A 25,422-nucleotide genomic window follows, 5' to 3' on the forward strand; every position below is an offset into this window, starting at 1 on the left:
AGCGCACGGCCATTCCGCGCCCTCCCTCCCCCCACCGCGACGGCCTTCGCACCGGACCCGGACGAGATCTGCACCGGAAGAGGTCAGCCATGAAACTTCGCCGCGCCCTGGCGGCCGCCGTCACGACGGCGGCGTTATGCCCTGCCGCACTCGCCGCGCCCCCCCTCGCGCACGCCACGCCGGGGCCGACGCCCGGCCCGACCGCGGGCCCGGCGCTGCCCAGCGCCGCACCGTCGGGCACCCCGGCGCCGACCGGCACGCCGCCGGTGCCCTCGGCGTCCCGTTCGATGCCGCCGCCCTCGCAGCCGCCCACCACGGGGCGGCCCTCCCCCGGCCCCTCCGGCCCGCCGTCGGCGGCCCCTTCCGCCGCGCCCGGCGCCCCGGCGACCGCGTCGCCGTCCCCGGCGCCCTCGGCCGCCCCCAGCCGTCGGCCGGACTCCTGCACCCGGGCGGACGTCCCCGGCCGCAAGCGGGTGACGACCGAGCTGCGCGGACTGCCGAGTGAGATCGAGGCCGGCTCGGGCTGGCAGGAGTTCACCTTCCGCACCACCAACGTCTCCGACCACGAGCTGAGTTCGGTCGCGGCGCTCCTGGACGCGTGGTCCTGGCGCACGTCCGACTTCAGCGAGACCACCGCGTACCTGACCGTGCAGTGGTACGACCCGGCCACGTCCTCCTGGCGGGACGTTCCCCGGCAGTTCGGTTACTTCGGCGAGGCCCGGAACCTCGCACCGCGCGCCTACGCCGACGCCCGCCTGCGGCTGCAGGTCGACGCCGAGGCCCCGGCCGGCATCGGCGCCGCGTTCCAGCTCGGGCACTACCGCACCGGCGAGGGCACCTGCGGGTACGGCGAGGGCGAGTACTACTACTTCGACGTCCTGCCCAGCGGCAGCAGGCCCGGCCGGCACGAGGACGCCAAGGGCACGGCCAAGCCCCCTGCCAAGCTCCCCGCCAGGCCCGCGGGCGGCGGCGACGGTCGGGGCGGCAGGCCCGCGCCGCAGGGCGGTCTGTCGGCCATCCCCGTCTCGGGCCGGCTCGCCGCGACCGGCTCGTCGTCCACCCTGCCGGCGATCACCGCGAGCGCCGGAGCGGCGCTCGCGGTGGGTGCGGGCGCCGTGGTGCTCGTACGCCGTCGCCGGGGCGCCGGGGGCGGGAACGGCGCGTAGGCCCTGGCGGGAGCAGCCGGGGTGCCGGAGCAGCCGGGGCGCCAGCCCCCGGCTGCTCCGGCCCCGGTTCGGGGCTCCGGCCTGGGGCGCCGGCCCACGGCTCCGGCCCGGGGGCCCGGCCCGGAGGCCCGGCCTCCGGCCTACGGCTCGGGGCACTCCGGCGCCCCGGGCTCCTGGGACGCCCCCGCCCCGGGCCCCCGGGAAACCTCAGGCCCCCGAGGCACCTGAGATACCTCACCCCCCTCGGCCACCCTGGGCACCTCCGGCACCGGCAGGAGCGGCAGTCGCAGCGCCGCGAAGGCGTCCTTCGGGACCGCCGGGCTCCGTGGCTCGACCGCGGTGGTCCTCACGTACGGGCTGCCCTGCTCCGGCCGGGGGTCGGCCTCCCCCTTGTTCGGCCAGAGCGCCATCGCGCGCTCCGCCTGCGCCGTGATCGTCAACGAGGGGTTGACGCCGAGGTTCGCCGAGACGGCTGCGCCGTCGACGACCGAGATGCCCGGGTGCCCGTACAGCCGGTGGTACGGGTCGATGACCCCGCGGTCGGCGTCCGGGCCGATCGGGCAGCCGCCGATGAAGTGGGCGGTGAGCGGGGTGCCCATGAGCTCCCCGACGTTACTGCCGGGGAAACCGTTGATCTCCCGGGCGACGAGGGCGGCCGCCTCGGCCGCTACCGGGATCTGCTTCGGGTTGGGCGTACCGTGCCCCTGCCGGGCCGTGAGCAGGCCCTTCCCCACGCCGCCCGGCTTGCGGTACGTCGTCAGGGAGTTGTCCAGCGCCTGCATGACCAGGCCGATGATCGTCCGCTCCGACCAGCGGTGGTTGGACAGCGACCGCAGCAGCAGCACCGGGTGCCGCACGCACTGCGCCGCGAAGGCCACCGCCCGCGGCGCCCGCGTCCCGACCGGCACCTGCAGGACGGACAGGCTGCCCATCGCGTTGGAGCCCTTGCCGTAGCGGACTGGCTCGATGTGGGTGTCCGCATCGGGGTGGACGGAGGACGTGATCGCCACGCCGCGGGTGAAGTCGGGTTCCCGGCCGTGTGCCTTGCGGTAGCGGCGGGGGGTGGTCTGGGCGCCGACCAGCGCCTCGGAGTTCGTCCGGGTCAGCTCGCCCAGCCGTGCGGAGACCCGGGGCAGCAGGCCCTTGTCCCGCATGGTGTGCAGGAGGGTCTGCGTGCCGTACGTACCGGCCGCGATCACCACGCGTTCGGCGCGCAGCACGCGCGGGCGCGCGTGGCGGCGCCGGGCGGTGGGGACGGTCAGGACGCGGTAGCCGCCGTCGCGGTGCTCGGTGACGGCCACGACCGTCGTCATCGGGTGGACGACCGCGCCGGCTCGTTCGGCGAGGTGGAGGTAGTTCTCGGTGAGGGTGTTCTTGGCGCCGTGCCGGCAGCCGGTCATGCACTCGCCGCACTCGGTGCAGGCCCGCCGGGCGGGGCCCGCGCCCCCGAAGTACGGGTCGGGGACCGCCTCTCCGGGGCGGGCCCGCCGGTCGCCGTCGCCGTCCTCGCCGTCGCCGAAGAAGACGCCGACCGGCGCCAGGTGGAACGTCTCCCCCACGCCCATCCGCTCCGCGGCGGCCTTCAGGTGCACGTCCGAGGGGGTCATGGTGGGGTTGAGCCGCACCCCCAGCATGCGCCGGGCCTGCTCGTAGTACGGCCGCAGCTCCGCCTCCCAGTCGGTGATGCCGGCCCACTGCGGGTCGTCGAAGAACGCCTTGGGCGGAACGTAGAGCGTGTTGGCGTAATTGAGCGAGCCGCCGCCGACCCCCGCGCCCGCCAGGACCATGACGTTGCCGAGGAGGTGGATGCGCTGGATGCCGTAGAGGCCGAGGGCCGGGGCCCACAGGTAGTTGCGCAGGTCCCAGGAGGTGCGGGGCAGGGTGTCGGGGGTGAAGCGGCGGCCGGCCTCCAGGACGCCGACGCGGTAGCCCTTCTCGGTCAGGCGGAGGGCGGAGACGGAGCCGCCGAACCCGGAGCCGATGACGACGACGTCGTAGTCGAATGTGGTCACTGATACCTCCGGTCAGCGGTCAGCGGTCAGCGGTCAGCGCAGGCGCATCGCCTTCAACACCCTTAGCCCGCCCGTCATCAGCCGGGCGTACTGCTCGTCGTCGAGGCCGAACGCCGGCCCGAGCGGCATGATCCGCTGGTGGGCGACGGTCTGGGCCTCGGTGTACTTGAGGATGCCCTCGGCGCCGTGCCGGCGCCCCAGGCCGGAGTCCCGCATGCCTCCCATCGGGGCCTGCGCGCTGCCGTAGCCGGCCGCGTACGCCTCGTTGACGTTGACGGTCCCGGCGCGCAGCCGCGCCGCGACCGCCCGGCCGCGGCGGCCGTCCCGCGTCCAGACGCTGGCGTTGAGGCCGTAGGGGGTGGCGTTGGCGAGCCGGACCGCCTCGTCCTCGTCGTCGAAGCGGTAGACGGAGACGACCGGTCCGAAGGTCTCCTCCGTGCAGACGGCCATGGGCGGCTCGACGCCGTCGAGAATGGTCGGTTCGTGGAACAGCGGTCCCACGTCGGGCCGGTGGCGTCCGCCGGCCAGGACCGTCGCGCCCTTGGCCACCGCCTCCTCCACGTGCCGCCGGACGGTGGCGAGCTGGTGCTGCGAGACGAGCGAGCCCATGTCCGCGCCGTAGGCGAGGCCCGTGCCCAGGCGCAGGGCGCGGGTGCGGGCGACGAAGCGCTCCAGGAAGGCGTCGGCCACGGAGGAGTGCACGTACAGCCGCTCGATGGAGATGCACAGCTGGCCGGCGGAGGAGAAGCAGCCGCGGACGGCGCCCGCCGCCGCCTTCTCGACGTCGGCGTCGCGCAGCACGAGCATCGCGTTCTTGCCGCCGAGCTCCAGCGAGCAGCCGACGAGCCGGGCGGCGGCCGCCTGGGCGACCTCGCGGCCGGTGCGGGTGGAACCGGTGAACGAGACGTAGTCGGCGCCCGCGACGACGGCCGGGCCGACGACCGGACCGTCGCCGAGCACGATCTGCCAGACCCCCTCGGGAAGCCCCGCCTCGACGAGGAGTTCGCGGGCCCACAGCGCGGTGAGGGCGGTCTGCGTGTCGGGCTTCATCACGACGGCGTTGCCCGCGGCGAAGGCGGGCAGCGCATCGCCGACGGACAGCTCGAGCGGGTAGTTCCACGGGGCGATCTGGCCCACCACCCCGCGCGGCACGCGCAGTTCGGTGACGCGGGTGAGGACGGGCAGGACGCCCGTGTGCGCCTTGGGCCGCAGGTACGCCGGGGCCGAGCGCCCGTAGTGCCGGGCGGCCACGGCGACCGCCTGCACCTCCTCGTGGGCGTGCAGGCGGGCCTTGCCGGTCTCCAGCTGGATGAGGTCCAGCACCTCCGACTGGCGGGCGAGCACGAGGTCGTGGAAGCGCAGCAGCACGGCCGCCCGCCGCCGCACCGGCACGGCCGCCCACGCCCGCTGCGCCTCCCGGGCCCGTACGAACGCCTCCGCGACGTCCTCGGGCGAGGAGACGGGCAGCTGGGCGAGCCGCTCCCCGGTGAGAGGGGCGTGGCCGGCGGTGGTGGCGCTCCCGGAGCTCACGACGGGGCGTATGAGGCGGGTGACGAGCGCGGGCGTCAGCACATCGGCGGCGGTACGGGCGCCCGCCGGGGCTACGGGATTGCGGGAGGTGCCATCGGAGACTGTTCCAGTGTCCTGCGGGTCCGTCATGCGGGTGAGCGTATGCCGGGTGGGCCGCTTTGGGTACCCGTTGGTAACACGATCCCCTTACGAGCGGGCCTGGCGTTGGCGCCGGCGGGCGAACCGCGCCAGGTTCCGGGCGGCCGTTCGGTCCGCGGCGTGCGGGTCCCTTGCCGTAGCGCCGATCGCGCGCGGCAGGCCCGGGGGCCGCAGGGCGCCGTACTGGGTGAAGCGACGCGTTCCGCACGCGTTGCAGCGCGATTCCCCCGCGGTGTGGGTCCAGCCGGAGCCGTGCGCACAATGGCCGACGAGACGGCCGGTCGCGAAGGCAGTGCCCGCCTCGGAGCCACTCACCAGGTCCTCCCCGGCAGGAGATGCGCGTCGCGAAAATGACTGCGGACGGCGACGGTGGCGTCCACGATCGCCTCCTTGTCGCCGTGCGCCACGGCCTGCCGCCGCGCGACCTCCAGCCCGGCACACTCCACGCAGCCGACGGGGGACCTGGCCGCGGTGGCACGGACTCCCGCCGCTTCCCTCTCGGCGCGGGTCGCCAACCGCAGTGCGGCGAAGGGAACTTCCCACTCGACGCCACCCCCGGGCCTGCGCAGCCGCGCGCGGCCCGCTCTGCTCCAGACCACTTCGGCGATCCGGTTCTCTCGCGTGTCCACCAACGTAAGCGCCGTCTCGGTACGCCATCGACCTGCACCTTCCCCAGAGGTTGTCAGCCATGAGCAACCGTACCGCTATTCGCGAAAGGCAGCAAGGTTGCAGGTGGTGGCCTATGGCCTGCGGTGGTCGCATACCGTGTGAGGCAAGCAGGGTTGAACGGCAGCCGTGGGAGGACAGCGTGAGCAACGGTCAGTGGGTCAGCAGCTCGATGCCGTACCTGACGCCACATCCCCCCGGCCGACCCGACGTCTGGAGCGCGGAAACGGCCGCCCAGGGCCGTCGGGGCTCCCAGCGCATCGTCCACGCGGGCGAGGTGCCCGCTCCGCCGGTCGTCGCCGGGCTGCTCGAACTGCCCGAAGGCGAGCCGGTCGTCGTGCGGCGGCGGATGATGTTCCTCGACGACGAGCCCAACGAGCTGACGGACACCTACTACCCCGCCGGAATCGCCCGCGGTACCCGGCTCGCCGGAACGTCCAAGATCCCCGGCGGTGCGGTCACGCTGCTCGCCGAGCTCGGCCACGTGGGCGCGGTGGTCCGCGAGGACGTGATCGCCCGGATGCCGACCCGGGAAGAAGCGGAAGCGCTGCGAACGGCGCCGGACGAGCCCGTCCTCCAGCTGACGCGGCTCACGCTCGACGGCCGGGAGCGTCCGATCCAGGTGGACGTGATGACCATGCCCGCTCATCGCCAACGGCTGCATTACGAGATCAGGATCGGATGACCGTGCCCGGATACGAAGCCGAAGCCGAAGCCGCCGACCGGCGTTCCCTGCACGAGCGGATCGCCGCGGATCTGCGCGACGAAATCATGAGCGGCGACCTGGCACCGGGAGCCAAGCTGCCGTCCACCGTGCAGCTCAAGGCCCGGTTCGACGCGTCCAACGCCACGGTGCAGAAGGCCCTGCAGCTACTCAAGGACGAGCGCCTTGTCATCGGACGGCCGGGAGCGTCCGTCACGGTGCGCGAGCGGCGGCAGCGCACCATGAGGCCCGCCGCCTACATGGCTCCGGCGCCGGCCGGTGCACCGTACCGCTGGCTCTCCGAGGCGGGGAAGCTCGGCACGGAGGCCCGGAGCGAGCTGCTCGACGTGGCCGAGGCCGTCCCGCCCGCGGACGTCGCCGCGGCCCTGAACCTCGCGCAGGGCGGTACGGCACTGCTCCGTTCACAGGTGCTCACCGTCGACGGCGAGCCCGTGGAACTGGTCAAGTCCTACTACCCGCTGGAGCTCGCCCGCGGCACGGCCATGATGGAACGCCGCAGGATCAAGGGCGGCACGCCGAGGCTCCTGGCCGACCTGGGCTTCCCGCCGCGGCTCAGCGTGGACAAGGTCTCGGCGCGCGTGCCCACGCAGGAGGAGTACCAGGTACTCCGCTTGCCGGGCAGCCTGCCGGTGCTCCGGACCCTGCGCGTCGTCTACAGCGAGGACGACCGGCCCATCGAGGCCACCGCGATGACGAAGGCCGGTCATCTCTACGAGCTGCAGTACGAGTTCACGTCCGACTAGCCTTCCGCCGGCGCCTCCTGGATCGTCAAGTACTTGAGGACGTCCTCGAAGAGCTTGTCGCCGTCCTTGCGGCCCTGGCCGGCCGCGGGCATGCGGACCTCCAGTTCCCAGGAGACGTTCTCGTCCTCGTTGACGATGACGCGCTGGCGGATGGCCCGCTTGGGGTCCTTCTCGTCGTTGCCCGACCTGCGGTAGACGGTGACCGTCTCGGCCGCCTCCATGCCCTGGTGGCGGGGGGTCGCGACCGTCGTCGACGTGGGGTCGTTGACACCCGACACCTTGCCCTCCTTGTAGGACTGGGCCAGCTTGTCCGCCTCCTGCTCCGCCGAGCCGATCTCCGCGTGCTCGGTCGAGTACTTGGACTTCGGCTCCTCGGTCCTCCTGGTGAGGTAGATGTTGAAGATGCCGCTGGGGTCCTCGAACCCGACCCAGCCCTTCTCGGCGTCGACGGCCTTGACGTAGTCCTCGGGGACCGCGAGGGACGCCTTGACGATCTCCGGCTCGTCGCGGACCTTCCAGTGGGGCGGGATCGTTTCTTCGGCGAAGGGGTCCAGCACGACCAGGCTCGCCGTGACGGCCGCCGCCAGCACGCCGCTCAGCAGGCCGAACTGCGCCTTGCGGTTGCCCTGCAGGACGGGCGGGACCCAGGCGTTGCCGGCGGCGGCCGGGGGCGCGGCGGGGGGTGTGGGAGCGGGGGGCTGGGGCGGGAGCGGGCGGGCCAGGTCCTCCAGGGTGCGGCGGATCTCGGCGGGGGCCGGGCGGTCCGCCGCGTCCTTGCTGAGCAGCCGCATGATCAGCGTGCCCAGCGGGCCCGCGGCACGCACCGGCGGCTGCGGCTGGGCGGAGATGATCGCCTGCATGGTCGCCTGGGTGTTGGAGCGGCGGAACGGCGAGACGCCCTCCACGGCCGCGTACAGCACCACGCCCAGCGACCACAGGTCCGACTCCGGGCCCGGGCGCCGGCCCGCCGCCCGTTCCGGGGCGACGAACTCCGGGGAGCCGACGAACGCGCCCGTCTCGGTCAGGCCCTGTTCGCCCTCGATCTGCGCGATGCCGAAGTCGGTGAGGACGACTTGTTCGTCGCGCCCGAGCAGCACGTTGTCCGGCTTCACGTCGCGGTGCAGCACACCCGCCTCGTGGGCGGCGGCGAGCGCGCCGAGGACGGCAAGGCCCACGCGGGCCGCCTCGCGGGGCTCCAGGGTGCCCTCGGCGAGCTGGTCGGCGAGCGAGCGGCCGTGCACCATCTCCATCACGATCCACGGGCGGCCGTCCTCCTCGACCACGTCGTGGACGGTGACGACGGCGGGGTGCTCGATCCGGGCGGCCGCGCGCGCCTCGCGCAGCATGCGCTGGTGGATCTGCTGGAGCATGTGCTCGGGCAGGTGGTCGGGAACGCGCGGCTCCTTGACGGCGACGTCACGGTCGATGACCTCGTCGCGGGCCTTCCAGACCGTGCCCATGCCGCCGTGGCCCAGGCGGGAGATGAGGCGGTAGCGGCCGCCGACGAGCCGGCCGGCACCCGGCACGGGCGCCTCGGACGGGGCGGGATCGGCGGCTTTCCGGCCGGATGCTCCGGATGTGCTGGATGTGCCGGATGCTTCGGATGCGCCGGATGCAATGGGTGTACCGGATGCGCCGGATGCATCGGATGCGTACGGATTGCCGGCGGTCGGCTGCTGGGGCACCGAGCGCAGCGTGGGCAGCGACATCGGCGCGGTCGCTGTTCCTGGCGTGAAATGTTCGGGTTCAGGCGCGCCCGGCGGCTGAAGTCCGTAGCTGGTGGGCTCGTTCGCCCATCCCCCGTGGTTGGTCATGGCTCATTCTCTACCAAGCACCGCGCCGCCACCGCACCTTGGGATCCCCGTCCTCAGGGGGACGAGACCGGCTTCGTCCTGACAAACGTGGACAGCGCCGTACGGAAGTGGCGCCGGCCCTCCGCCGCCTTTCCGGCCGGGGACGAGACCCATACGTCATACATCTTTTCCCCCTCGTCCCAGGCGAGGTCGTAGGTGTGCCGCGGACCGACGGGCCCCTTGTTCTCCTGCGCTTCGAAGCCGTCCCAGACGAACTCCCAGGAGGCGGCGCGGCGGCCCCGGTGCGAGGTGCGCTCGACCTTGCCGTCGCGGTAGCCGGGGTAGCGGTCCGGGGCGAGCGCGGCGGAGCTGCGCATGACGACGATCGGACCGCCCTCCTGGATGTCCTGGATGAGGACGCCGATGCGGAATTCCTTGCCGGGCGAGTAGTAGAAGACGCGCGGCGGCTCGAAGGAGCGGGTGAAGCCGTCGGGCACGGCGAAGGCGAAGCCCGCCGGGTCCTGCACGGCGTGGTAGCCGTCGGGCGCGGCCACCGACGCGCTGGCGGGAGGCGGTTCGGCGGCGGAGGGGGCACGCGGCGTGCCCGAGGAGTGGATCGCCTTGCCGTCCACCGACGCGGCCCCCTCACGGTCCATCAGCAGCGCGGCCGCGCCCGCACCCATTCCGGCCAGCGTGACGACGGTCAGCGCCGCCATCAGGGCGGTACGTGCACGGCTGCTGCCGGGCGTGACGGCCGAAGCGGGGGGCGGGGCGGGGGCGGAAGCCAGGGCCGAGGCGGGGGCGGGGGCGCAGACGGGCAGCGGCGGCGGGCCGCCCGCCGCCGTGGGCGTGTACGTCCGCGGGGCGGGGCTGCGGCCGGTCTCCAGGTACACCCGCAGCAGCCGCTCCGCCTCGTCCGCGCCCATCCGCTGCGCCGGGTCGCGCTCCAGCAGGCCCCGCACGACCGGCAGCAGCGGCCCGGCCGCGGCGGGCGGCCGGATCTCGGCGTAGACGACGGCGTGCAGGATGCCGCCCAAGGAGTCCCGGTGGAAGGGCGATTCCCCGTTCATGGCCGTGCACAGCAGCACGCCCAGCGACCACAGGTCGGACTCCGGGCCCGCACGGCCGCCCGCCATCCGCTCGGGCGCGGTGTACTCGGGCGAGCCGACGAACGCGCCCGCCTCCGTGATCGTCGTGGCGCCGGAGACCTGGGCGATGCCGAAGTCGGTGAGCACGACCCGGCCGGTCACCGCCTCCAGCAGGACGTTCGGTGGCTTGATGTCGCGGTGCAGGACCCCCCGGGCGTGGGCCGCGCGCAGCGCGCCCAGCATCGCGATGCCGATGCGGGCCGCCTCCTGCGGGCCCACCGGGCCCTCCGCCGAGAGCCGGCCCGACAGCGAGCGGCCCTCGACGAGCTCCATGACGATCCAGGGCCGGCCGTCCTGCTCGACGATGTCGTGCATGACGATCACATTGGGGTGCTTGATCAGCGCGACCGCACGGGCCTCGCGCAGCATGCGGTCGTACTGCGCCCGGGCGCCCGCGGGGGACTGCTGATCGTCGACGTGCAATTCCTTGACCGCGACCTCGCGGGCGAGCAGCTCGTCCGTGGCACGCCACACCGTGCCCATGCCGCCGCGCCCGATCTTCCTGACCAGCCGGTACCGCCCGGCGATGAGACCGCCGTGTGCAGCGAAGGTGCCCATGAGGCCATACTGCCGCACCGCTCCCCGGCCGACCGGGCCCGTACAGGTCGCTTCACTCCGCGGGCGTGAAAAGCAGGGCAACGAGTCATGTACAGTTGTTCCCGCAACGCCGACCGGCCAGCGGATTTCCGCCACCGGGGGCCGAGCGCTCGTAGCTTAACGGATAGAGCACTTGACTACGGATCAAGAGGTTGCAGGTTCGAATCCTGCCGAGCGCACGTGCATGACGGGAGCCGGACGATCAACGTCCGGCTCCCGTTCTTCGTTCCCGCAGGGCGCACGCCGCGCGTTCTAGGACGGACTCCGTCCTACATCCGGCCTACGGTCGTCCCATGGCCACCATCCCCCGCATCGGCGACGCGCAGCGTCGCGCCCGCCTCGGGCACCGTCACCTCCTGGCACCCGCGCACCGGGCCGCCACCGTCGAGGAAGTGGCCGACGCGGTCGTCGGGCTGCACGCCACCGACGCGGCGACCGTCTACCTCTCCGCCTGTGCGCGGCTCGCCGAGCCGTCGCCGGCCGAGGTGGAGCGGGGGCTGTACGAGGACGTGACGCTGGTGAAGCTGCTGTCCATGCGGCGCACGATCTTCGCCGTCAGCACCGACACCGCCCCGTACGTGGCCTCGTCCACCGCCCGGGCCATCGCGCTCAAGGAACGGGCGACGTTCGTCAAGCACCTGCACGCGAGCCTGCCGGAGTGGGACGAGCGGCGCCTGGTGCGCACCGAGCGGGAGGTGCTGGAAGCGCTGGCCGCCCGCGGCGAGGCGACCACCGCCGAACTGGCCCAAGACGTGCCGGCGCTGCGGGAGACCATGGTGGTGTCGCCCGGCAAGCCGTACGAGGGGCGGCAGAGCGTGGGCAGCCGGGTGCTGCGGCTGCTGGCCTCCGACGGGCACGTGCGCCGGGCCCGCCCGCGCGGTTCGTGGACGAGCAGCCTCTACACGTGGGCGTCGGCGCCGCAGTTGCCGGACGTGCCGGTGCGGGAGGCCAAGGCGGAGGTGGCGCGGCGCTGGCTGGCCTCCTACGGGCCCTCGACGGAGGCGGACCTCAAGTGGTGGACGGGCTGGACCGTGCGCGACACGCGCACGGCGCTCGCCGACGCCGGGGCGTGCGCCGTGCGGCTGGAGACGGGGCCCGGCCTCGCGCTGCCCGACGACCTCGACGACCTCGACGGCGTGGAGCCGTGCGGCGACTGGGCCGCGCTGCTGCCCGGGCTCGACCCCACCGCCATGGGGTGGCGCGAGCGCGACTGGTACCTCTCCCCCGACGACGTGCCCTTCCTGTTCGACCGGGCGGGCAACATCGGCCCGACCGTCTGGTGGAACGGCCGCATCGTCGGCGGCTGGGCGCAGCGGGCGGACGGCGAGATCGTGTGGCGGGCCCTGACGGACGTGGGGCGCGACGCGGTGGCCGCGATCGAGGCGGAGGCCGGCCGGCTCTCCGCTTGGATCGGCGACGTCCGCGTCACGCCCCGGTTCCGCACCCCGCTGGAGCGGGAGCTGGTCCGTTAGACGCCGGTTCCGGCAGACGCCGGCTCCGGCAGGAGCCGGGCCGGTCAAGAACCGGGCCGGTCAGGAGCCGGGCCGGTCAGGAGCCGGAGCCGTACGGGCGGGTGATGAATTCGACGGCGATGGTGCCGCCCGGGTCCCACACGTACACGCCGCGGCCGCCGTCGTTGCGGTTGATGCCCTCGGTCGTGCGGTAGGGGTCGGCCCAGTGCTGCAGGCCCCGCTCGGTGATCCGGGCGTAGGTCGCGTCGAACTCCTCCTCGCTGATGAGGAAGGCGAGGTGGGAGCTGTTGAGGTCCTCGGGCTTGACGGCGAAGTCGGCGAAGTCGATGTCGACGCCGTTGGACGTCTTCAGCTGGGTGAAGTGGTGGACGTCGACCGGCGGCTCGCAGCCCAGCAGCTCGCTGACGAACGCGGCGCTCTCCCGGCGGTCCTTGCAGTGGACGATGATGTGGTTCAGCTCGTGCGCCATGGTGATCTTCGTTCCTTCCGGTCCGGTGGGTCAGGGCTTGGTGGTGCGGCGGGGCAGGGCCAGGCCGCCCAGGGCGGCGCAGGCCGCGCAGACCGCCGCCAGCAGCAGGCCGCGCCCGTAGCCGGCGGCCAGCGCGGCCGGTACGTCGTGGGCGTGGCCGGCCAGCCGGGCGGCCGTGGTGCGGGAGGCGACGGTGCCCAGGACGGCGAGGCCGAGGGCGCCGCCGACCTGGCGCGAGGTGTTGACGAGGCCGGAGGCCAGCCCGGCCTCCTCGCGGGCGGCGCCGCTGGTGGCGGTCATCGTGGTGGGCATGGCGGCCAGGCCTGTGCCGAAGGTGGCGAGGACGAAGGGCACGGCGACGTCGGTCGCGTAACTGCCGTCGGCGGAGACCTGCGAGAGCCAGGCGAAACCGACGGCGCTGACAGTCATACCGCCGACCAGCAGCGGGCGGGCACCGACGCGCCCGACGTACCGGGTGGCGAGACGCGAGGCCGCGATGATCGACAGGGCGCCGGGCAGGAAGCACAGGCCCGCCTGCAGGGCGGTGTAGCCGAGGACCTGCTGGAGATAGAGGGACAGCAGGAACCACATGGAGAACATGGCCGCGCCGATCGCGATCACGACGAGGTTCGCGGTGGCGAGCGTGCGGCGGCGCAGGACCGCCAGGGGGACGAGCGGGTGGGCGACCCTCGCCTCGACCGCCAGGAACGCCCCCAGCAGGACGACGGCGGCGGCCACGGGGCCCCACACCGCGGGCGCGTCCCAGCCGTGGGTCTCCCCGGCGATGATCCCGTAGACGAGGGCGGTCAGGCCGGCCGTCACGGTCGCCGCGCCCGGCAGGTCGAGCCGGCGCAGGCCGCCGCCACCGCCGGTGGCGGCCGGTACGTACACCAGGGCGGCCGCCAGCAGCACGGCGCCGAGCGGGACGTTGACGAACAGCACCCAGCGCCAGCCCGCGTACTGCGTGAGCACGCCGCCGACGACGGCACCCGCCGCGCCGCCGGCCGCCATGACGGCGCTCCAGGCACCCATGGCCCGGGTGCGGGCGGCGGGCTCGGTGAACGTCGTCATGATCAGCGTCAGGGTGGCCGGCGCGAGGACGGCGCCGCCCACGCCCTGCACCGCCCGCGCGGCGACCAGCAGGGCGCCGCCGGGGGCGAGGCCGCCGGCGAACGAGGCGACGGTGAAGGCGGCGAGGCCGGTGAGGAAGGCCCGTTTGGTGCCGACGAGGTCGGCCAGGCGGCCGCCGAGCAGCAGCAGGCCGGCGAAGCCGAGGGTGTAGGCGTTGACGATCCACTGCTGGCCGGCGCTGCTGAGGTGCAGCTCGGCGCGGATGGAGGGAAGCGCCACGTTCACGATCGACACGTCGAGGACGACCATGAACTGGGCGGCACAGGCCAGGGCCAGGATCGCCGCGGTGGCGCGGGGCGCCGACGCCGTGGCGGGCGCGGACGGGCCACCCGTCGTGCCGGGCCGCGGTAACGCGTCGGTGTCCATGAGGCGCCCCCAAGCATCAGAAGTAGACCAGCTCTAAAAATATAGCAGCTCTAATTCTGTGGTGGGGAGTCGTTATTCTGAGCGCATGACGTCATCCCCTACGGACACGAGCGGGCTGCGCGGCCGCAAGCGGGAACGCACCCGGCGCGCCATCTCCGACGCGGCCTTCCGGCTCTTCTCCGAGCAGGGCTTCGACGCCGTCACGCTCACGCGCATCGCGGCCGCGGCGGACGTGGCGCCGGCGACGGTCTTCACGCACTTCGCGTCGAAGGAGGACATCTTCTTCAGCCGGCGCGAGGAGTTCTGGACGGGCATGCCGGAGACCGTCGAGTCGGCCCGCACCTGGGACGGCCTCCTCGACGGCCTGCGCGCGTTCTACGCCGGCCGATGCGAACGGATCCTGCCCGACGACCACTTCGCCCACGGGCGGGTCTTCTCCCGCGTCCTGCTGGAGAGCCCCGCCCTCAAGCGCAGCTACCTCGCGATCACCGCGGAGCGCCAGCAGATGCTGTGCGACCTCCTGACCGCGCGGGCACCGCACGTGCCGGAGGCGGAACGGAAGCTGTTCGCCGCCCTGGTCATCGCCGTCGGGGAGACGGCCTACGCGGCCGTGCACACCACCCTGGCGGCGGGCGAGCCGGCCGAACGCGCGCGGTCGGCCGCCGCCGACGCCCTCGGCCGGGGCTTCGCCCGGCTCGCCCGTGCCTACCCCGGCACGGACGCGCTCACGACGGCGCCGGCGTAACCCCACGCGGAACAGGGGGCCGCCGATGCGACCCCCTGACCGGCCCGGTCCGACGCGCCCGGCGTGACCGGCCCGGCACGACCGGCCCAGTACGACCGGCGCAGCGGAACCGACGAAACCGGCACGACCGGTGAGACCGGCATGACGTGAGAGCCCGCTCGCCGTCAGCCGACCCGCCAGCCCAGCGTCGCCGTCATCCGGTCCGCCAGCGCCGGGTCGCGCACCGCCTCCGTGCGGTCGGTCCCCCTGACCGTCAGCATGTGGTGCCGGCCGTCGGCGGGGACGCCGAGCGCGCGCGGGACGACCGTGGTGCGCCCCCGGGCGGCCACGGCCTCGCGGCCGTCGACGTACCAGCGCACCTCGGTCGTCGCCGACGCCGCACGGACGCTCACCCGGTCGCCGCGCCCGACGCGCGTGCCACCGCCCGGCTCCCCGCTGAGCACGCGCGCGTGCCGGTAGAAACCGGCGATCATCGCCTCGCGGCCGGGGAGGTTGAACTCGCGGCCCAGCGACCGCATGAGCGAGTCCTGGGTGGGCCGGAAGAGGCCCCGGGGGTAGTAGCCCCCACCCTCGTACGCCCCGACCGTGCCGCCGTCGGGCGAGGTCCGGCCGATCCAGCGGTACCACTTGGCGCGCCGGTCCGTCATCCCGTCCGCGGTGAGCGTGGAGACGTTGACGTCGCCGGGCTCGGGGCCGGTGTAGGTGCCGTACGCGTCGTACTGGTACTCGTCGGCGAGCTTGCCGAGGGAGTGGCCGGTCTCGTGGACGGCGATCTGGTCGGACCTGTCGTTGTCGGAGGAGGCGGTGGCGATGCCGTCGTAACCGACCGTCGAGACGACGTCGTTGTAGCCGGCCCCGCCGTACTTGGTGGAGTTGGCCAGCACCACCACGAGGTCGGCGGCGGGTGCCTTGGCGGCGTACGACTCGACCTTGCCGGTGTCCACGCACAGCAACCGCTCGATGCCGTCGCAGAAGAAGCCGGACTTCAGCGCGGTGTCCTTGACGACGCCCTGCGCGGGGTCGCCGGAGACGCCCGACTCGCGCGACACGGCGTCCACGGCCCACACGTTGAAGAGGTTGCGGTAGGAGGCGTAGGGCTCGACGGCCGACATCCTGGCCCACTTGGCCCGCACGGCCGCGTGGAAGGCGTCCTGCTGGGCGGCGGTGTAGCCGTCGCCGATGAAGACGACGTCGAGCGTGGTGCCGGTGGGCCCGTTGGTGACGACGGGCGTCACGTCTCCGTCGCCCTTGACGGAGGGGCGCAGCGAGCGCGGTGGGGTCGGGGACGCCGGGACGGTGGTGTGGTGCGGGTGTCCGCCCGGCTCGGTGAAGTACTCCACCCGTTGGGCGGGTTTGGGAGCCGGAGTCGTACCAACGGCGGAGGCGCCGGTGCCGGCGGCGAGTACGGCCATGACGGCCACGCTCGCCGCGACAGGTATTCGTCGGTGCATGGGGGGTTCCTCCCGAACCGAAACCCGCTGCACAAGCAGCGGGTTAAGTCGCGTTAAGGCGCGGCTTAACGTAGAGGCTCGGGAGGTCCATGACAATGGATGGGGCTGATGCCGCCTCATTTTTCCCAGGAGGACGGCAGGGGCGATGCGTTCAGACCTCGTCGCGGACGAGCCGGAGCAGCCGGTCCAGCACCACGCGCCCGCTCGCCCGCACGCCGTCGTGCTCGTACTCGTCCGTGACCCACGTCCGCAGCCCGGCGATGGACCGTGCCGTCCGCAGGGAGTGTCCGGTGTCGACGTAGAGGTCGTCGTGGTAGATCGCGGCGGCGACCGGGACGGTGTTGCGGGCGAGCTGCGCCGCGTCGTACAGCGGCGTCCAGCCCTCGCGCCGGGCCAGCAACTGGGCGGTCTCGCGCAGCGGGCGCAGGGCGGGCTGGGTGTGCAGCATCCAGGGGTGCACGGTCTCGCCGGTGAAGAGGAAACGCCCGCCGTCCTCGACATTCGGTTCGAACTGCGGGAACTCGGCCCGGACGCGTTCGGCCGACCAGTGCGTCGGGCGGCCGTCCTGGGCATAAATGGCCTCATGGAGGAGCGTGTACAGAGGGCTCGCGGCACGCGAGAGCAGCGCCGCGACCTGCTCGCCGAACGCGTCGGAGAGCTGCTCTCCGGCGGGCGTCGGCACGAAGGCGTCCTCCAGGAGGTAGTGCAGCCGGTGCGAGCCGTCGCCGGTGCCCAGCAGGATGCCGAGCTGCTGGAACTGCTCGACGGTCAGGACGGTGCCGTCCGGCAGCGTCTGCGGCTGCCGCGCCAGGTGCCGGGCGATGCGCCGGGCCGCTTCCTCGTCCTGCGGGTAACGGGCGTAGTGGGCGCGGCACTTGCGCTCCATGCGCGGGTAGGCCGCGCGGTAGACGTCGTCGGCGCCGGCGTCCAGGGACGGCAGGCCGCCGGTGACGATCACCTCGGCGAGCCCCTCCGGCGCGAAGGAGAGGTAGGTGACCGCGCAGAAGCCGCCGAAGCTCTGGCCGAGCACGGTCCACGGACGGCCACCGGTCAGCAGGGGGCGGATGTACTCGCAGTCGCGGACGATCGCGTCGGCCCGGAAGTGGGCGAGGTAGGCGGCCTGCTCCCCGGGGGTGCCGCGCAGCGGCAGGGTCTGCCGGGTGGCCGGGGTGGAACGGCCGGTCCCGCGCTGGTCGAGGAGGAGGACGCGGTAGTCCTCCAGTGCCCGGTCGAGCCAGTTCTCCCGGCCCACCGGCCGCCCCGCCGGGAAGCCGGGGCCGCCCTGGAGGTAGACCAGCCAGGGCAGGTCCTCCCGGGCGCGGCCGGCGGCGACGACCTCGCGCGCGTAGAGGCGGATACGCTCCCCGTCCGGGGCCCGGTGGTCGAGCGGTACGTCGAAGAAGTGGTCGGTCATCATGAGGCCGGGCTGGCGGACGGTGGCGGCGCCACGGGCCCCGGTGTTCGCTGTGTCACCGTTTCCGGTGGTCTTCGGTATGGACGGCACGGACGGCGCAGGCGACACGGTTACATCCTCACGTAAGCAGACTTAACGAACGGCTTGGATCACGGCGCAATGTACCGAGGGGCGGAAGTGGCCGAGAACAGCACCCACGGCATACGGGCGGACGAACCCTCCGACATCGGGCGCCGCGTCCTGCGGATGCGCACCGAGCGGGGGCTCACCCAGAAACAACTGGCCGAACCCGCCTATACCGCCGCATACATCTCCACGTTGGAGGCCGGCAAGGTGAGGCCCTCCGAGACCGCCCTGCGCCACCTGGCCGGGCGGCTGGGCACCACCGTCGAGGAGATCGCCACCGGCCGTCCCCCGCACCTGGCCACCGAGCTGCGCCTGCGGCTGACCGACGCCCGGCGCACCCTGGCCACCGGCGACGCCGAGGACGCCGCCGGGCTCTTCCGCGCGCTGCGCGACGAGGCCGCCGGGCTCGACCTCGTGCAGGAGCACTTCACCGCCCTCCTCGGGCTCGGCGACTGCGCGCTGGAGACGGGCGAGCTCACCGACGCCCGCGACCTCTTCGGCGAGGCCGAGACCCTGCTCGCCGACCAGCCGCTGCCGCGCCGCGTCCCCGCCCTGCGCGGGCGGGCCACCGCCCACCTCCTGGCGGGCGAACTGCGCTACGCCTGCTACCTGCTGGAGACGGCCCTCGACGAGCTGAACGCCTCCGGCATGCACGACCCGGACGCCCTGCTGCTGCTCTACACCGCCTCCATCGCGCCCTACATGGACATGGGTGCGCACGCACGCGCCGCGCACGCCGCGGAGCTCGCCCTCGCCCTCGCGCCCCAGGTGGACAACCCCGCGCTGGTGGCCGGCATGCACCGGGGCGTGGCCCGCACCCTCATCGCCGAGGGACGCATCGCCGACGCCGACGCCTCCCTCGCCAAGGCCCAGGAGCTCTACCAGCAGCTGCACATCCGCACCGAGCTGGCCCACTGCCACTGGATGCGCGGCTACGTGCACGCCCAGGACGGCAACCTGCGCAAGGCGGAGAGCGAGCTGCGCACGGCCCGCGACATGCTGGCCTCCAAGCGCGCCGCCCTGTTCACCGTGCAGGTGGAGGTGGAGCTGGCGGACGTGCTGCGGCGCCGGGGCAAGGCGGCCGAGGCCGAGGAACTGCTGCGCCCCCTGCTCGCGCCCACCGCGCTGGGCGCCGAGCGCGGCGCCGTCCACGCGGGCGGCGCGCACCGGCTGCTGGGGCTCATCGCCGAGGAACGGTCCGACACCGACGCCGCCGAGGAGCACTACTGCGCCGCACTGTCGCTGCTGGAGCGCACGGGCGCCGCGGGCGACCTCGCCGACCTGTGCCGCCTGCTGGGCGACCTGCTGCGGCGTACGGGCCGTACGGAGGCCGCCCTGGACGCCTACCGCACCGGCCTGGGACACCGGGCCGCGCCCGGGACGACCACGCTGGGCCCCGCGCCCACCGCGCCGCCGTACTGGCCGCGGCCCTGACGCCGCGGGCCGTCGCCGGCCCGCCGACCGGCCCTCCCCTCACCGGGGCCGGTCAGCGGTCGGACATATGGGGGGCGAGCAGCCGTTGCCAGCCGCGCCGCAGGCTCACGTACTCCTCCTCGCACAGCCCGGCGCGCTCCTTGCTCAGCCGCTTGCCGTCGACGAGCGAGCGGTACTCCTTGCCCCGCTTCTGCCGGGGCGCCGAGCCGTAGAGGTAGCAGCGGTAGCTCGCGCTGCGCACGGCGTCGGGGGCGTGCTCGTCGGAGGGGTCCACGTCGGAGGGGTCGGCCTCGCGCGCGTACTGGTCGTAATTGTCCGCGGCGGCCAGCAGCGCTGCCCGGCCCGTCTCTCCCCGGCTCAGCAGGCGGTACGCCGCGAACTGGTCGGCGACGTCCTCCTCGTGACCGGTGAAGGGCAGCGCCAGCTTGTCGATGAGCGCGTGGCCGGCCTCGTGGTAGAGCGTCTCGGTGACGACGCCGGCCGTCCGCTCGTCGGGGTCGCCGCCGCCCCGCTCCGCCGCGAACATCGAGCGGACCTCGCCGATGAAGCCGTAGCACAGCGTTATGCGCCCGGCCTCCGGGTCGTACTCGGGGATGCCGTCCTTCTCGCAGGAACGCCCGACGATCCGCACCGGCTGCGGCAGCCGGACCGTCCGGTTCAGGTCGGCCGCGACCTGTTCGGGCAGCCGGCGCCCGCGCAGGAAGGCCCGCTCGTCCTCGCCGCCGCGGGAGGGGGCCTCGTAGGACACGGACAGGCCGCCGCCTGTGGGGGGCGCGGCGGCCTGCGACCGTGGGCCGCACGCAACGGCGAGGGCGGCAGTACAGACACCGGCCGTCACGAGCGCGCGGGCGCGCCGCGCACGGGCCGGGGTCCGGGGGCCGGCCCCCGCATGGTGCAGCATGGACAGCACTCTGCCGTCCGGCGGGCCGGAACGGAATCCGCCGTGGGTCCAGATCCACCCCCGCCGGTCGGCGGGGGTGGGCCCGGCCCTGGGGTGGAGTGCCGAACTCCGCTTTTATCCGCCGGTGCGGCAGGCTGGAGGGGCCGGGAGCCGGACGGAACCCGGCGGGACAGGGAAGAGGGAGCGGGCGGTGATCCGTGTTGCGGTGGTGGACGACGAACAACTCGTCCGGTCCGGGCTGCGGATGATCCTGGGCACGGCCCCGGACATCGACGTGGTCGCCGACTGCGGCGGCGGCGAGGCGGTGGCCATGGTGCTGCGGTGCGCCCCCGACGTGGTCCTCCTCGACATCCGCATGCCGGACGTCGACGGACTGACCGTGCTGCGCTCCCTGCGCGCCCAGCCGCACCCGCCCGCCGTCGCCATGCTCACCACCTTCGACGCCGACGAGTACCTCGCCGCGGCCCTGCGCTCGGGCGCCGCCGGCTTCCTGCTCAAGGACACCGACCCCGAGCAGCTCGTGCGGGCCGTGCGCACGCTCGCCGGGGGCGGCAGCGTCCTCGACCCGGGCGTGACCCGCGCGGTCATCGGCGGCTATCTGGCCGCCGAGGCCGAGTCCACGGCGGCCGCGGCGGTGCGGACGCTGACCCCGCGCGAGCGTGAGGTGCTGGCCCACCTGGGCGCGGGCCTGGCCAACCCGCAGATCGCCGAGCGGATGGGGCTCGCGCCGAGCACCGTCAAGGACCACGTGCGCGCGGTCCTGGGCAAGCTCGGCGGCGTCAACCGCGTACAGGCCGCGATCGTCGCCGACCGGGCCGGGCTCGTGGCCACGGTCCGGGAAGGCGGACGGCGGTGAGCCCGTGGCGGCCGCCGCGGCCTGCCCGGATGCCGGACTGGGTGCCCGTGGCCGGGCCCGCGCTGCTCGCCGCCGGGGACGCACTGCTGGTCAACGGGGTCACCCCGGGGCGCGACCTGTGGCTGTCCCTGCTCGCGGCGGTGGCGCTGCTGTGGCGACGGCGGCTGCCCGCGACCGTCTTCGCCGCCACCATGCCCGGCATGTACCTGACGTACATCTGGCTCGCGCCCATGATCGCCCTCTACACGCTGGCCGTGCGGCGCCCGCGGCGGTGGCTGCTCGCCGTCGCGGGGCTGCTGATGACCGCGGCGCAGTTCGTGCCGTACCCGGTCTCGGACCTGACGCTGACCAACCGGCGCGAGACGGCCGTCAACCTCGTCGACGCCGTCGTGGTGGCGGCCACCCCCATCGCGCTGGGCCTGCTCACCCGCACCCGCCGCGAACTCGCCGACCGGCTCGACGAACTGACCCGCAGCCGGGCCCGCGAGGACCGGCTGCTGGCCGACCGCGTCCTGGCCACCGAGCGGGCCCGGCTCGCCCGCGAGATGCACGACGTCGTCGCGCACCAGGTCAGCCTCATCAGCCTGCAGGCCGGAGCCGTGCAGATCAGCACCGAGGACAGCCAGGCGCGCGCCGGGGCCCGCACCATCCGCGAACTGTCCGTGCGGACCCTGGACGAGCTGCGCCACATGGTCGGCATCCTGCGGGCGGCGGGGGCGGACACCGAGGAACTCACCCCCCAGCCCCGGCTGTCGGACCTGCCGCGGCTGATCGAGCTGAGCGCGCTGGACGTCGCCTTCGAGGACGGCTCCGATCCGGGGGCGGTGCGCCCGGAGGCCGTCGAGCGCGCCGCCTTCCGCACGGTGCAGGAGGCCCTGACGAACGTCCGCAAGCACGCACCGGGGGCGAAGGTGACGGTCCGGATCACCGAGGACGAGCGTACGGGGCTGCTGGTGGAGATCCGCAACGGACCGGCGGACGCGGCCGTGCCGGCACCGGAACTGCCCGGCGGGGGCCACGGTCTGGTGGGGCTGCGCGAGCGGGCGCAGAGCCTCGGCGGGACGCTGGAGGCGAGCGCCACCGGGGAGGGCGGGTTCACCGTGCGGGCCCGCTTCCCCCGGGAGGAGAGGTGACGGCGGCGCGGGGCCGCGCTCAGGCCGAGAGCGGCTTCGTGGCCGGCTCCACGGTCGCGCTCTCCAGGTCCGGGTAGACCTCGAACAGCCGGCGCACCCCCAGCGCCCCCAGCACCCTGTTGACGTGCGAGTCCTCCACGGTGCCCTGGGCGGGCAGGATCAGCCTGAGTCTTCCCTGACAGGAGCGCATCAGCCGGCGTGCGGCGATCAGCACCCCCACGCCGCTGGAGTCGCAGAACCGCACTTCGCCGAGGTCGAGCACCAGGCTCCGCCGGCCGTCCGCCACAGCGTCGTGCACGTGCTGGCGGACCGACGGGGAGGTCACCAGATCGAGTTCACCACAGACCTGGAGCACGGCCCAGTCCCCTTGCTCATGCTCCAACACCTTCAACGTCACGCGTTCGAGCCCCTTCACTCGGTCTGTCGTTTCCTTCGGAATGGACCCTTCCGCGGTATGGCTGCCTGGCGCTTCCCCCGTGGAGCGGCATGTGAAACACCGCGCGCGGCACGGTGTGAATCATCGCCTGGCATAAGCCGACCGCTGTTGAGCCTATGCCCAGCCCGAACCCCCAATCCCCATAGATCCGGTCACACCCGCATAACACATCGGCACATTCGGGCACGTTCGACCACGACCGGGCATGACCGGTCGTCACCTTGAGCCGGACATCCACCCAAAGTGAACGCTTCAATACCATGCGCAGCAGAAGTGAGAGTCACCCTTTCCGGGTTTCGCCTCAAACGCTCGTGCGTTGTCGGACCCTGCCGATACATTCGGCGAGAGGGCGTACAGCAGTGCGTACGGAGGGGGCAGGCCGGATGACGAACGACGCACCACCCCGGTGGGACCGCAAGATGCAGCAGCGGCTCGTGCACGGCGAGGCCGCCGCGCTCGGCGAACTCTACGACCGCTTCGCCTCCCTCGTGCACGGCCTCGCCCATCGCGTCCTCGGCGACGAGGGCGGCGCCGACCGCGTCACCCGCGAGGTCTTCGGCTACGTCTGGGAGCACCCGGAGGCGTACGACCCCAAGGAGGGCCCGTTGCGCTCGTGGATCGCCTCCCTCGCCCACCGGCACGCCGTCAGCCGGCTGCGGCGCACCGAGGACGACGGGGAACGGCCCGCGGCGGAGATCGAGGCCAAGGTGCGCGCGGCCAGCGCGGCCGCCCGCGCCGACTACATCGTCACGTCCATGCCCGCACCCCTGCGGGCCGCCCTGGACCTCGCCTACTTCCGCCGTCTGGACTACCGCCAGGCCGCGGCGCGCCTGGGCGTCACCGAGGACGAGGCGCGGCGACGGCTCAGGCTGGGGTTACAGCTGTTGTCCACCGCCCATGAAGGCCCCCGGGCGGTCGCACCGCCCGGCAAGGCGGCCCTGCGATGAACGACGCGCCCCTGCCGCCGGAGGCGGCCCGTCCGCCGTCCCACCACGTGCTCAAGTCGCTGCTCGGCGCCTGGGCGCTGGCCGCGTGCTCGGCCGAGGAGACCGCCGCCGTCGAGGAACACCTGACCGACTGCGCCCCGTGCGCGGAGGAGGCCGTGCGGCTGCGCGACGCCGTCGCGCTGCTGCACCCCGAGGACAGCCTCGACCTCGATCCCACGCTGCGCTCCCGCGTCCTGGCCGGGGCGCTCAGCCGCCGGCCCGCCCGCATCCCCGTCCCCGAATGGGCCGCGCCCTACGAGGCGGAGGCCGCCCGGCTCGACGCCCTGCTGCGCGACATCGGCGAGGCGGAGTGGCAGGCGCCGGTGCGGCTCACCTGGTTCGACGGGCGGCGCCCCGCCGCGCGGGAGGCGACCGTCGCCGGCGTCATCGGCCATCTGGCGGCCGTCGACGGCATCGTCGCGGGCACGCTCGGCCTCCCCGACGGAGGCGGGAACGGTTCGCCGGACGAGCGCACGGAGGCCCTCTGGGCCTCCGGCGCCTCCGCGGAACGGACGCCCGCCCAGGTGCGGTCCGCCTGGCGCGACCAGGGCCGGGCGCTGATACGGACGGTGTCCTTCGCCGACGGGAACGTCGCCGACCTCGACGTGCCGTACGGCCCGTTCAGCCTGCCGCTGCGCGATTCCTTCCTGGACCGCGCCTTCGAGTGCTGGGTGCACGCCGAGGACATCGCCGACGCCGTCGACTATCCGTACGAGCCGCCGTCCTCGCCGCACCTCAACCGCATGATCGACCTGGCGGCCCGGCTGTTGCCCTCCTCGATCGCGGCACGCCGCCGCGCGGGCCTGGCCCCGCCGGCCCGCACCCTGGTCGCGGCGGGCACACCCGGCCGCGCCCTGCACCTGGAGATCGAGGGCAGGGGCGGCGGCCACTGGTACATCGCCCTGGACTCCCCCGGCGCGCTCGGCACGCCGGAGGGAGAGGTGGCACATGTGGCCCTGGACGGGGTGGAGTTCTGCCGTCTGGCCGCGGGCCACGTCGCCCCGGAGGAGGCCGCCGCGGGCTCACTCGGCGACGCCGAAGCCGTCCGCGACGTCCTGTACGCGACGGCATCCCTGTCACGGCTGTGACGGCGGATGCCGTTCAGGGGGAGCCGTCAGGCGAAGACCACCGTGCGGGTGCCGTTCAGGAGCACGCGGTGCTCGCTGTGCCACTTCACCGCGCGCGCCAGCGCCTGGCACTCCACGTCGCGGCCGACCGCGACGAGCTGCTCCGGCGTGACCTCGTGGCCGACGCGCTCGACCTCCTGCTCGATGATCGGGCCCTCGTCGAGGTCGGCCGTCACGTAGTGCGCGGTGGCACCGATCAGCTTCACACCGCGCGCGTGCGCCTGGTGGTACGGCTTCGCGCCCTTGAAGCTCGGCAGGAAGGAGTGGTGGATGTTGATGATCCGCCCGGAGAGCGCCTTGCAGAGGTCGTCGGAGAGCACCTGCATGTAGCGGGCGAGCACGACCAGCTCGACGTTCTCGGCCTGGACCAGCTCCAGCAGCCGCGCCTCGGCCTCCGGCTTGTTCTCCTTCGTCACGGGGATGTGGTGGAAGGGGACGCCGTAGGAGCCGACGAGCTCGGCGAAGTCGGTGTGGTTGGAGACGACCGCCGCGATCTCGACCGGGAGGGCCCCGATGCGGGAGCGGAAGAGCAGGTCGTTGAGGCAGTGCCCGAACTTGGACACCATCAGCACGATGCGCATCTTCTCGTCGGCCCGGTGGATCTGCCAGTCCATCTGGAAGGAGTCGCCGACCGCCGCGAAGCTGGCCCGCAGCTTCTCGACCGTGACCGGGGCCTCCGCGCCGAAGTGCACCCGCATGAAGAACAGCCCGGTGTCCCGGTCGCCGAACTGCTGACTGTCCTCGATGTTGCAGCCGGTCATGAAGAGGTAGCTGGACACGGCGTGCACAATGCCCTGCTTGTCCGGGCAGGAAAGAGTGAGGACGTACTGCTGAGGCTGTTCGGTGGTCATAGCCCAA

The 25,422-nt window shown here is 73.7% G+C and carries 24 protein-coding genes and 1 tRNA gene; 12 read left to right on the plus strand and 13 right to left on the minus strand.

The features are described 5' to 3' along the window. Positions 1 to 89 precede the first annotated feature (89 nt). Positions 90 to 1,166, plus strand: coding sequence for an LAETG motif-containing sortase-dependent surface protein (locus tag IE182_RS19720; protein ID WP_190111199.1), 1,077 nt, complete (start codon positions 90 to 92; stop codon positions 1,164 to 1,166). 140 nt (positions 1,167 to 1,306) lie between these two features. Here the strand turns inward: IE182_RS19720 and IE182_RS19725 are convergent, their stop codons facing one another. The 4 genes from IE182_RS19725 to IE182_RS19735 are packed head-to-tail and all read right to left on the minus strand — an operon-like array spanning position 1,307 to position 5,475. Continuing rightward, a complete protein-coding gene (locus tag IE182_RS19725) occupies positions 1,307 to 3,178 on the minus strand; it encodes a GMC oxidoreductase (protein ID WP_190111200.1) in 1,872 nt (623 codons plus the stop codon). Between the two features lie 33 nt (positions 3,179 to 3,211). After that, a complete protein-coding gene (locus tag IE182_RS19730) occupies positions 3,212 to 4,837 on the minus strand; it encodes a succinic semialdehyde dehydrogenase (protein WP_190111201.1) in 1,626 nt (541 codons plus the stop codon). Positions 4,838 to 4,894: 57 nt separating this feature from the next. Continuing rightward, positions 4,895 to 5,161 (minus strand): DUF6255 family natural product biosynthesis protein, encoded by a 267-nt coding sequence (locus IE182_RS32815; RefSeq protein ID WP_373303587.1) that lies wholly within the window; start codon positions 5,159 to 5,161, stop codon positions 4,895 to 4,897. Continuing rightward, positions 5,158 to 5,475 carry a hypothetical protein gene (locus IE182_RS19735; protein ID WP_190111202.1) on the minus strand — a complete coding sequence of 106 codons (318 nt, stop codon included), beginning with the start codon at positions 5,473 to 5,475 and terminating at the stop codon, positions 5,158 to 5,160. Before IE182_RS19735 ends, IE182_RS32815 begins: the two co-directional genes overlap by 4 nt. 179 nt (positions 5,476 to 5,654) lie before the next feature. On the opposite strand from IE182_RS19735, the gene IE182_RS19740 reads away from it, so the two are divergent. Next, the gene (locus IE182_RS19740) at positions 5,655 to 6,197 is read left to right on the plus strand and encodes a GntR family transcriptional regulator (protein ID WP_190111203.1); all 543 of its coding nucleotides are present in this window, start codon (positions 5,655 to 5,657) and stop codon (positions 6,195 to 6,197) included. Further along, positions 6,194 to 6,979, plus strand: coding sequence for a GntR family transcriptional regulator (locus IE182_RS19745; protein WP_190111204.1), 786 nt, complete (start codon positions 6,194 to 6,196; stop codon positions 6,977 to 6,979). The genes IE182_RS19740 and IE182_RS19745 overlap by 4 nt, the downstream gene beginning before the upstream one ends. Here IE182_RS19745 and IE182_RS19750 read toward each other — a convergent pair. Beyond that, positions 6,976 to 8,505, minus strand: coding sequence for a serine/threonine-protein kinase (locus IE182_RS19750; protein WP_268249627.1), 1,530 nt, complete (start codon positions 8,503 to 8,505; stop codon positions 6,976 to 6,978). The genes IE182_RS19745 and IE182_RS19750 overlap by 4 nt on opposite strands. Before the next feature lie 52 nt (positions 8,506 to 8,557). Between IE182_RS19750 and IE182_RS32130 the strand changes: the two genes are divergently transcribed. Continuing rightward, positions 8,558 to 8,746 (plus strand): hypothetical protein, encoded by a 189-nt coding sequence (locus IE182_RS32130; protein WP_229844953.1) that lies wholly within the window; start codon positions 8,558 to 8,560, stop codon positions 8,744 to 8,746. Positions 8,747 to 8,846: 100 nt separating this feature from the next. On the opposite strand, the gene IE182_RS19755 is transcribed toward IE182_RS32130, so the two are convergent. Then, complete coding sequence (locus IE182_RS19755; protein WP_190111206.1) at positions 8,847 to 10,478, minus strand: serine/threonine-protein kinase; 1,632 nt, start codon at positions 10,476 to 10,478, stop codon at positions 8,847 to 8,849. 145 nt (positions 10,479 to 10,623) lie between these two features. Here IE182_RS19755 and IE182_RS19760 point away from each other — a divergent pair. Both IE182_RS19760 and IE182_RS19765 read left to right on the plus strand, forming a co-directional pair. Further along, positions 10,624 to 10,696 (plus strand) — tRNA-Arg (locus tag IE182_RS19760). A 114-nt stretch (positions 10,697 to 10,810) separates the two neighbouring features. After that, positions 10,811 to 11,989, plus strand: coding sequence for a winged helix DNA-binding domain-containing protein (locus IE182_RS19765; RefSeq protein WP_190111207.1), 1,179 nt, complete (start codon positions 10,811 to 10,813; stop codon positions 11,987 to 11,989). Between the two features lie 76 nt (positions 11,990 to 12,065). Here the strand turns inward: IE182_RS19765 and IE182_RS19770 are convergent, their stop codons facing one another. Beyond that, a complete protein-coding gene (locus IE182_RS19770; protein ID WP_190111208.1) occupies positions 12,066 to 12,458 on the minus strand; it encodes a VOC family protein in 393 nt (130 codons plus the stop codon). Between the two features lie 30 nt (positions 12,459 to 12,488). Continuing rightward, positions 12,489 to 13,955, minus strand: a complete 1,467-nt coding sequence (locus tag IE182_RS19775) for a DHA2 family efflux MFS transporter permease subunit (protein WP_190111209.1) — start codon at positions 13,953 to 13,955, stop codon at positions 12,489 to 12,491. Positions 13,956 to 14,040: 85 nt separating this feature from the next. Between IE182_RS19775 and IE182_RS19780 the strand changes: the two genes are divergently transcribed. After that, on the plus strand, positions 14,041 to 14,700 hold the full coding sequence (locus IE182_RS19780; protein WP_190111210.1) for a TetR/AcrR family transcriptional regulator: 660 nt from the start codon (positions 14,041 to 14,043) through the stop codon (positions 14,698 to 14,700). Positions 14,701 to 14,864: 164 nt separating this feature from the next. Here the strand turns inward: IE182_RS19780 and IE182_RS19785 are convergent, their stop codons facing one another. Both IE182_RS19785 and IE182_RS19790 read right to left on the minus strand, forming a co-directional pair. Next, entirely contained in the window at positions 14,865 to 16,151 is a 1,287-nt protein-coding gene (locus IE182_RS19785) for a M64 family metallopeptidase (protein ID WP_190111211.1), read from the minus strand. 151 nt (positions 16,152 to 16,302) lie between these two features. Continuing rightward, entirely contained in the window at positions 16,303 to 17,568 is a 1,266-nt protein-coding gene (locus tag IE182_RS19790) for an alpha/beta fold hydrolase (RefSeq protein WP_190111254.1), read from the minus strand. A gap of 243 nt (positions 17,569 to 17,811) precedes the next feature. Here IE182_RS19790 and IE182_RS19795 point away from each other — a divergent pair, with 243 nt between their 5' ends. Next, positions 17,812 to 19,125, plus strand: coding sequence for a helix-turn-helix domain-containing protein (locus tag IE182_RS19795; RefSeq protein WP_229844962.1), 1,314 nt, complete (start codon positions 17,812 to 17,814; stop codon positions 19,123 to 19,125). Positions 19,126 to 19,177: 52 nt separating this feature from the next. On the opposite strand, the gene IE182_RS19800 is transcribed toward IE182_RS19795, so the two are convergent. Continuing rightward, on the minus strand, positions 19,178 to 20,026 hold the full coding sequence (locus IE182_RS19800; protein WP_190111213.1) for a DUF4344 domain-containing metallopeptidase: 849 nt from the start codon (positions 20,024 to 20,026) through the stop codon (positions 19,178 to 19,180). Positions 20,027 to 20,216: 190 nt separating this feature from the next. Here IE182_RS19800 and IE182_RS19805 point away from each other — a divergent pair, with 190 nt between their 5' ends. Beyond that, positions 20,217 to 20,882 (plus strand): response regulator, encoded by a 666-nt coding sequence (locus IE182_RS19805; RefSeq protein ID WP_190111214.1) that lies wholly within the window; start codon positions 20,217 to 20,219, stop codon positions 20,880 to 20,882. A 29-nt stretch (positions 20,883 to 20,911) separates the two neighbouring features. After that, a complete protein-coding gene (locus IE182_RS19810) occupies positions 20,912 to 22,015 on the plus strand; it encodes a sensor histidine kinase (RefSeq protein WP_190111215.1) in 1,104 nt (367 codons plus the stop codon). Between the two features lie 19 nt (positions 22,016 to 22,034). Here IE182_RS19810 and IE182_RS19815 read toward each other — a convergent pair whose 3' ends face one another. After that, the gene (locus tag IE182_RS19815) at positions 22,035 to 22,412 is read right to left on the minus strand and encodes an STAS domain-containing protein (protein WP_190111216.1); all 378 of its coding nucleotides are present in this window, start codon (positions 22,410 to 22,412) and stop codon (positions 22,035 to 22,037) included. Positions 22,413 to 22,834: 422 nt separating this feature from the next. Here IE182_RS19815 and IE182_RS19820 point away from each other — a divergent pair, with 422 nt between their 5' ends. Beyond that, on the plus strand, positions 22,835 to 23,398 hold the full coding sequence (locus IE182_RS19820; protein WP_190111217.1) for a sigma-70 family RNA polymerase sigma factor: 564 nt from the start codon (positions 22,835 to 22,837) through the stop codon (positions 23,396 to 23,398). Further along, a complete protein-coding gene (locus tag IE182_RS19825) occupies positions 23,395 to 24,525 on the plus strand; it encodes a maleylpyruvate isomerase N-terminal domain-containing protein (protein ID WP_190111218.1) in 1,131 nt (376 codons plus the stop codon). The genes IE182_RS19820 and IE182_RS19825 overlap by 4 nt, the downstream gene beginning before the upstream one ends. 26 nt (positions 24,526 to 24,551) lie before the next feature. On the opposite strand, the gene purU is transcribed toward IE182_RS19825, so the two are convergent. Next, positions 24,552 to 25,415: a formyltetrahydrofolate deformylase gene (gene purU / locus IE182_RS19830; protein WP_229844954.1), complete on the minus strand. Its 864-nt coding sequence runs from the start codon at positions 25,413 to 25,415 to the stop codon at positions 24,552 to 24,554. Positions 25,416 to 25,422 lie beyond the last annotated feature (7 nt).

It is taken from the genome of Streptomyces cinnamoneus, from assembly GCF_014650495.1.
GTDB classification, from domain to species: Bacteria; Actinomycetota; Actinomycetes; order Streptomycetales; family Streptomycetaceae; genus Streptomyces; species Streptomyces cinnamoneus.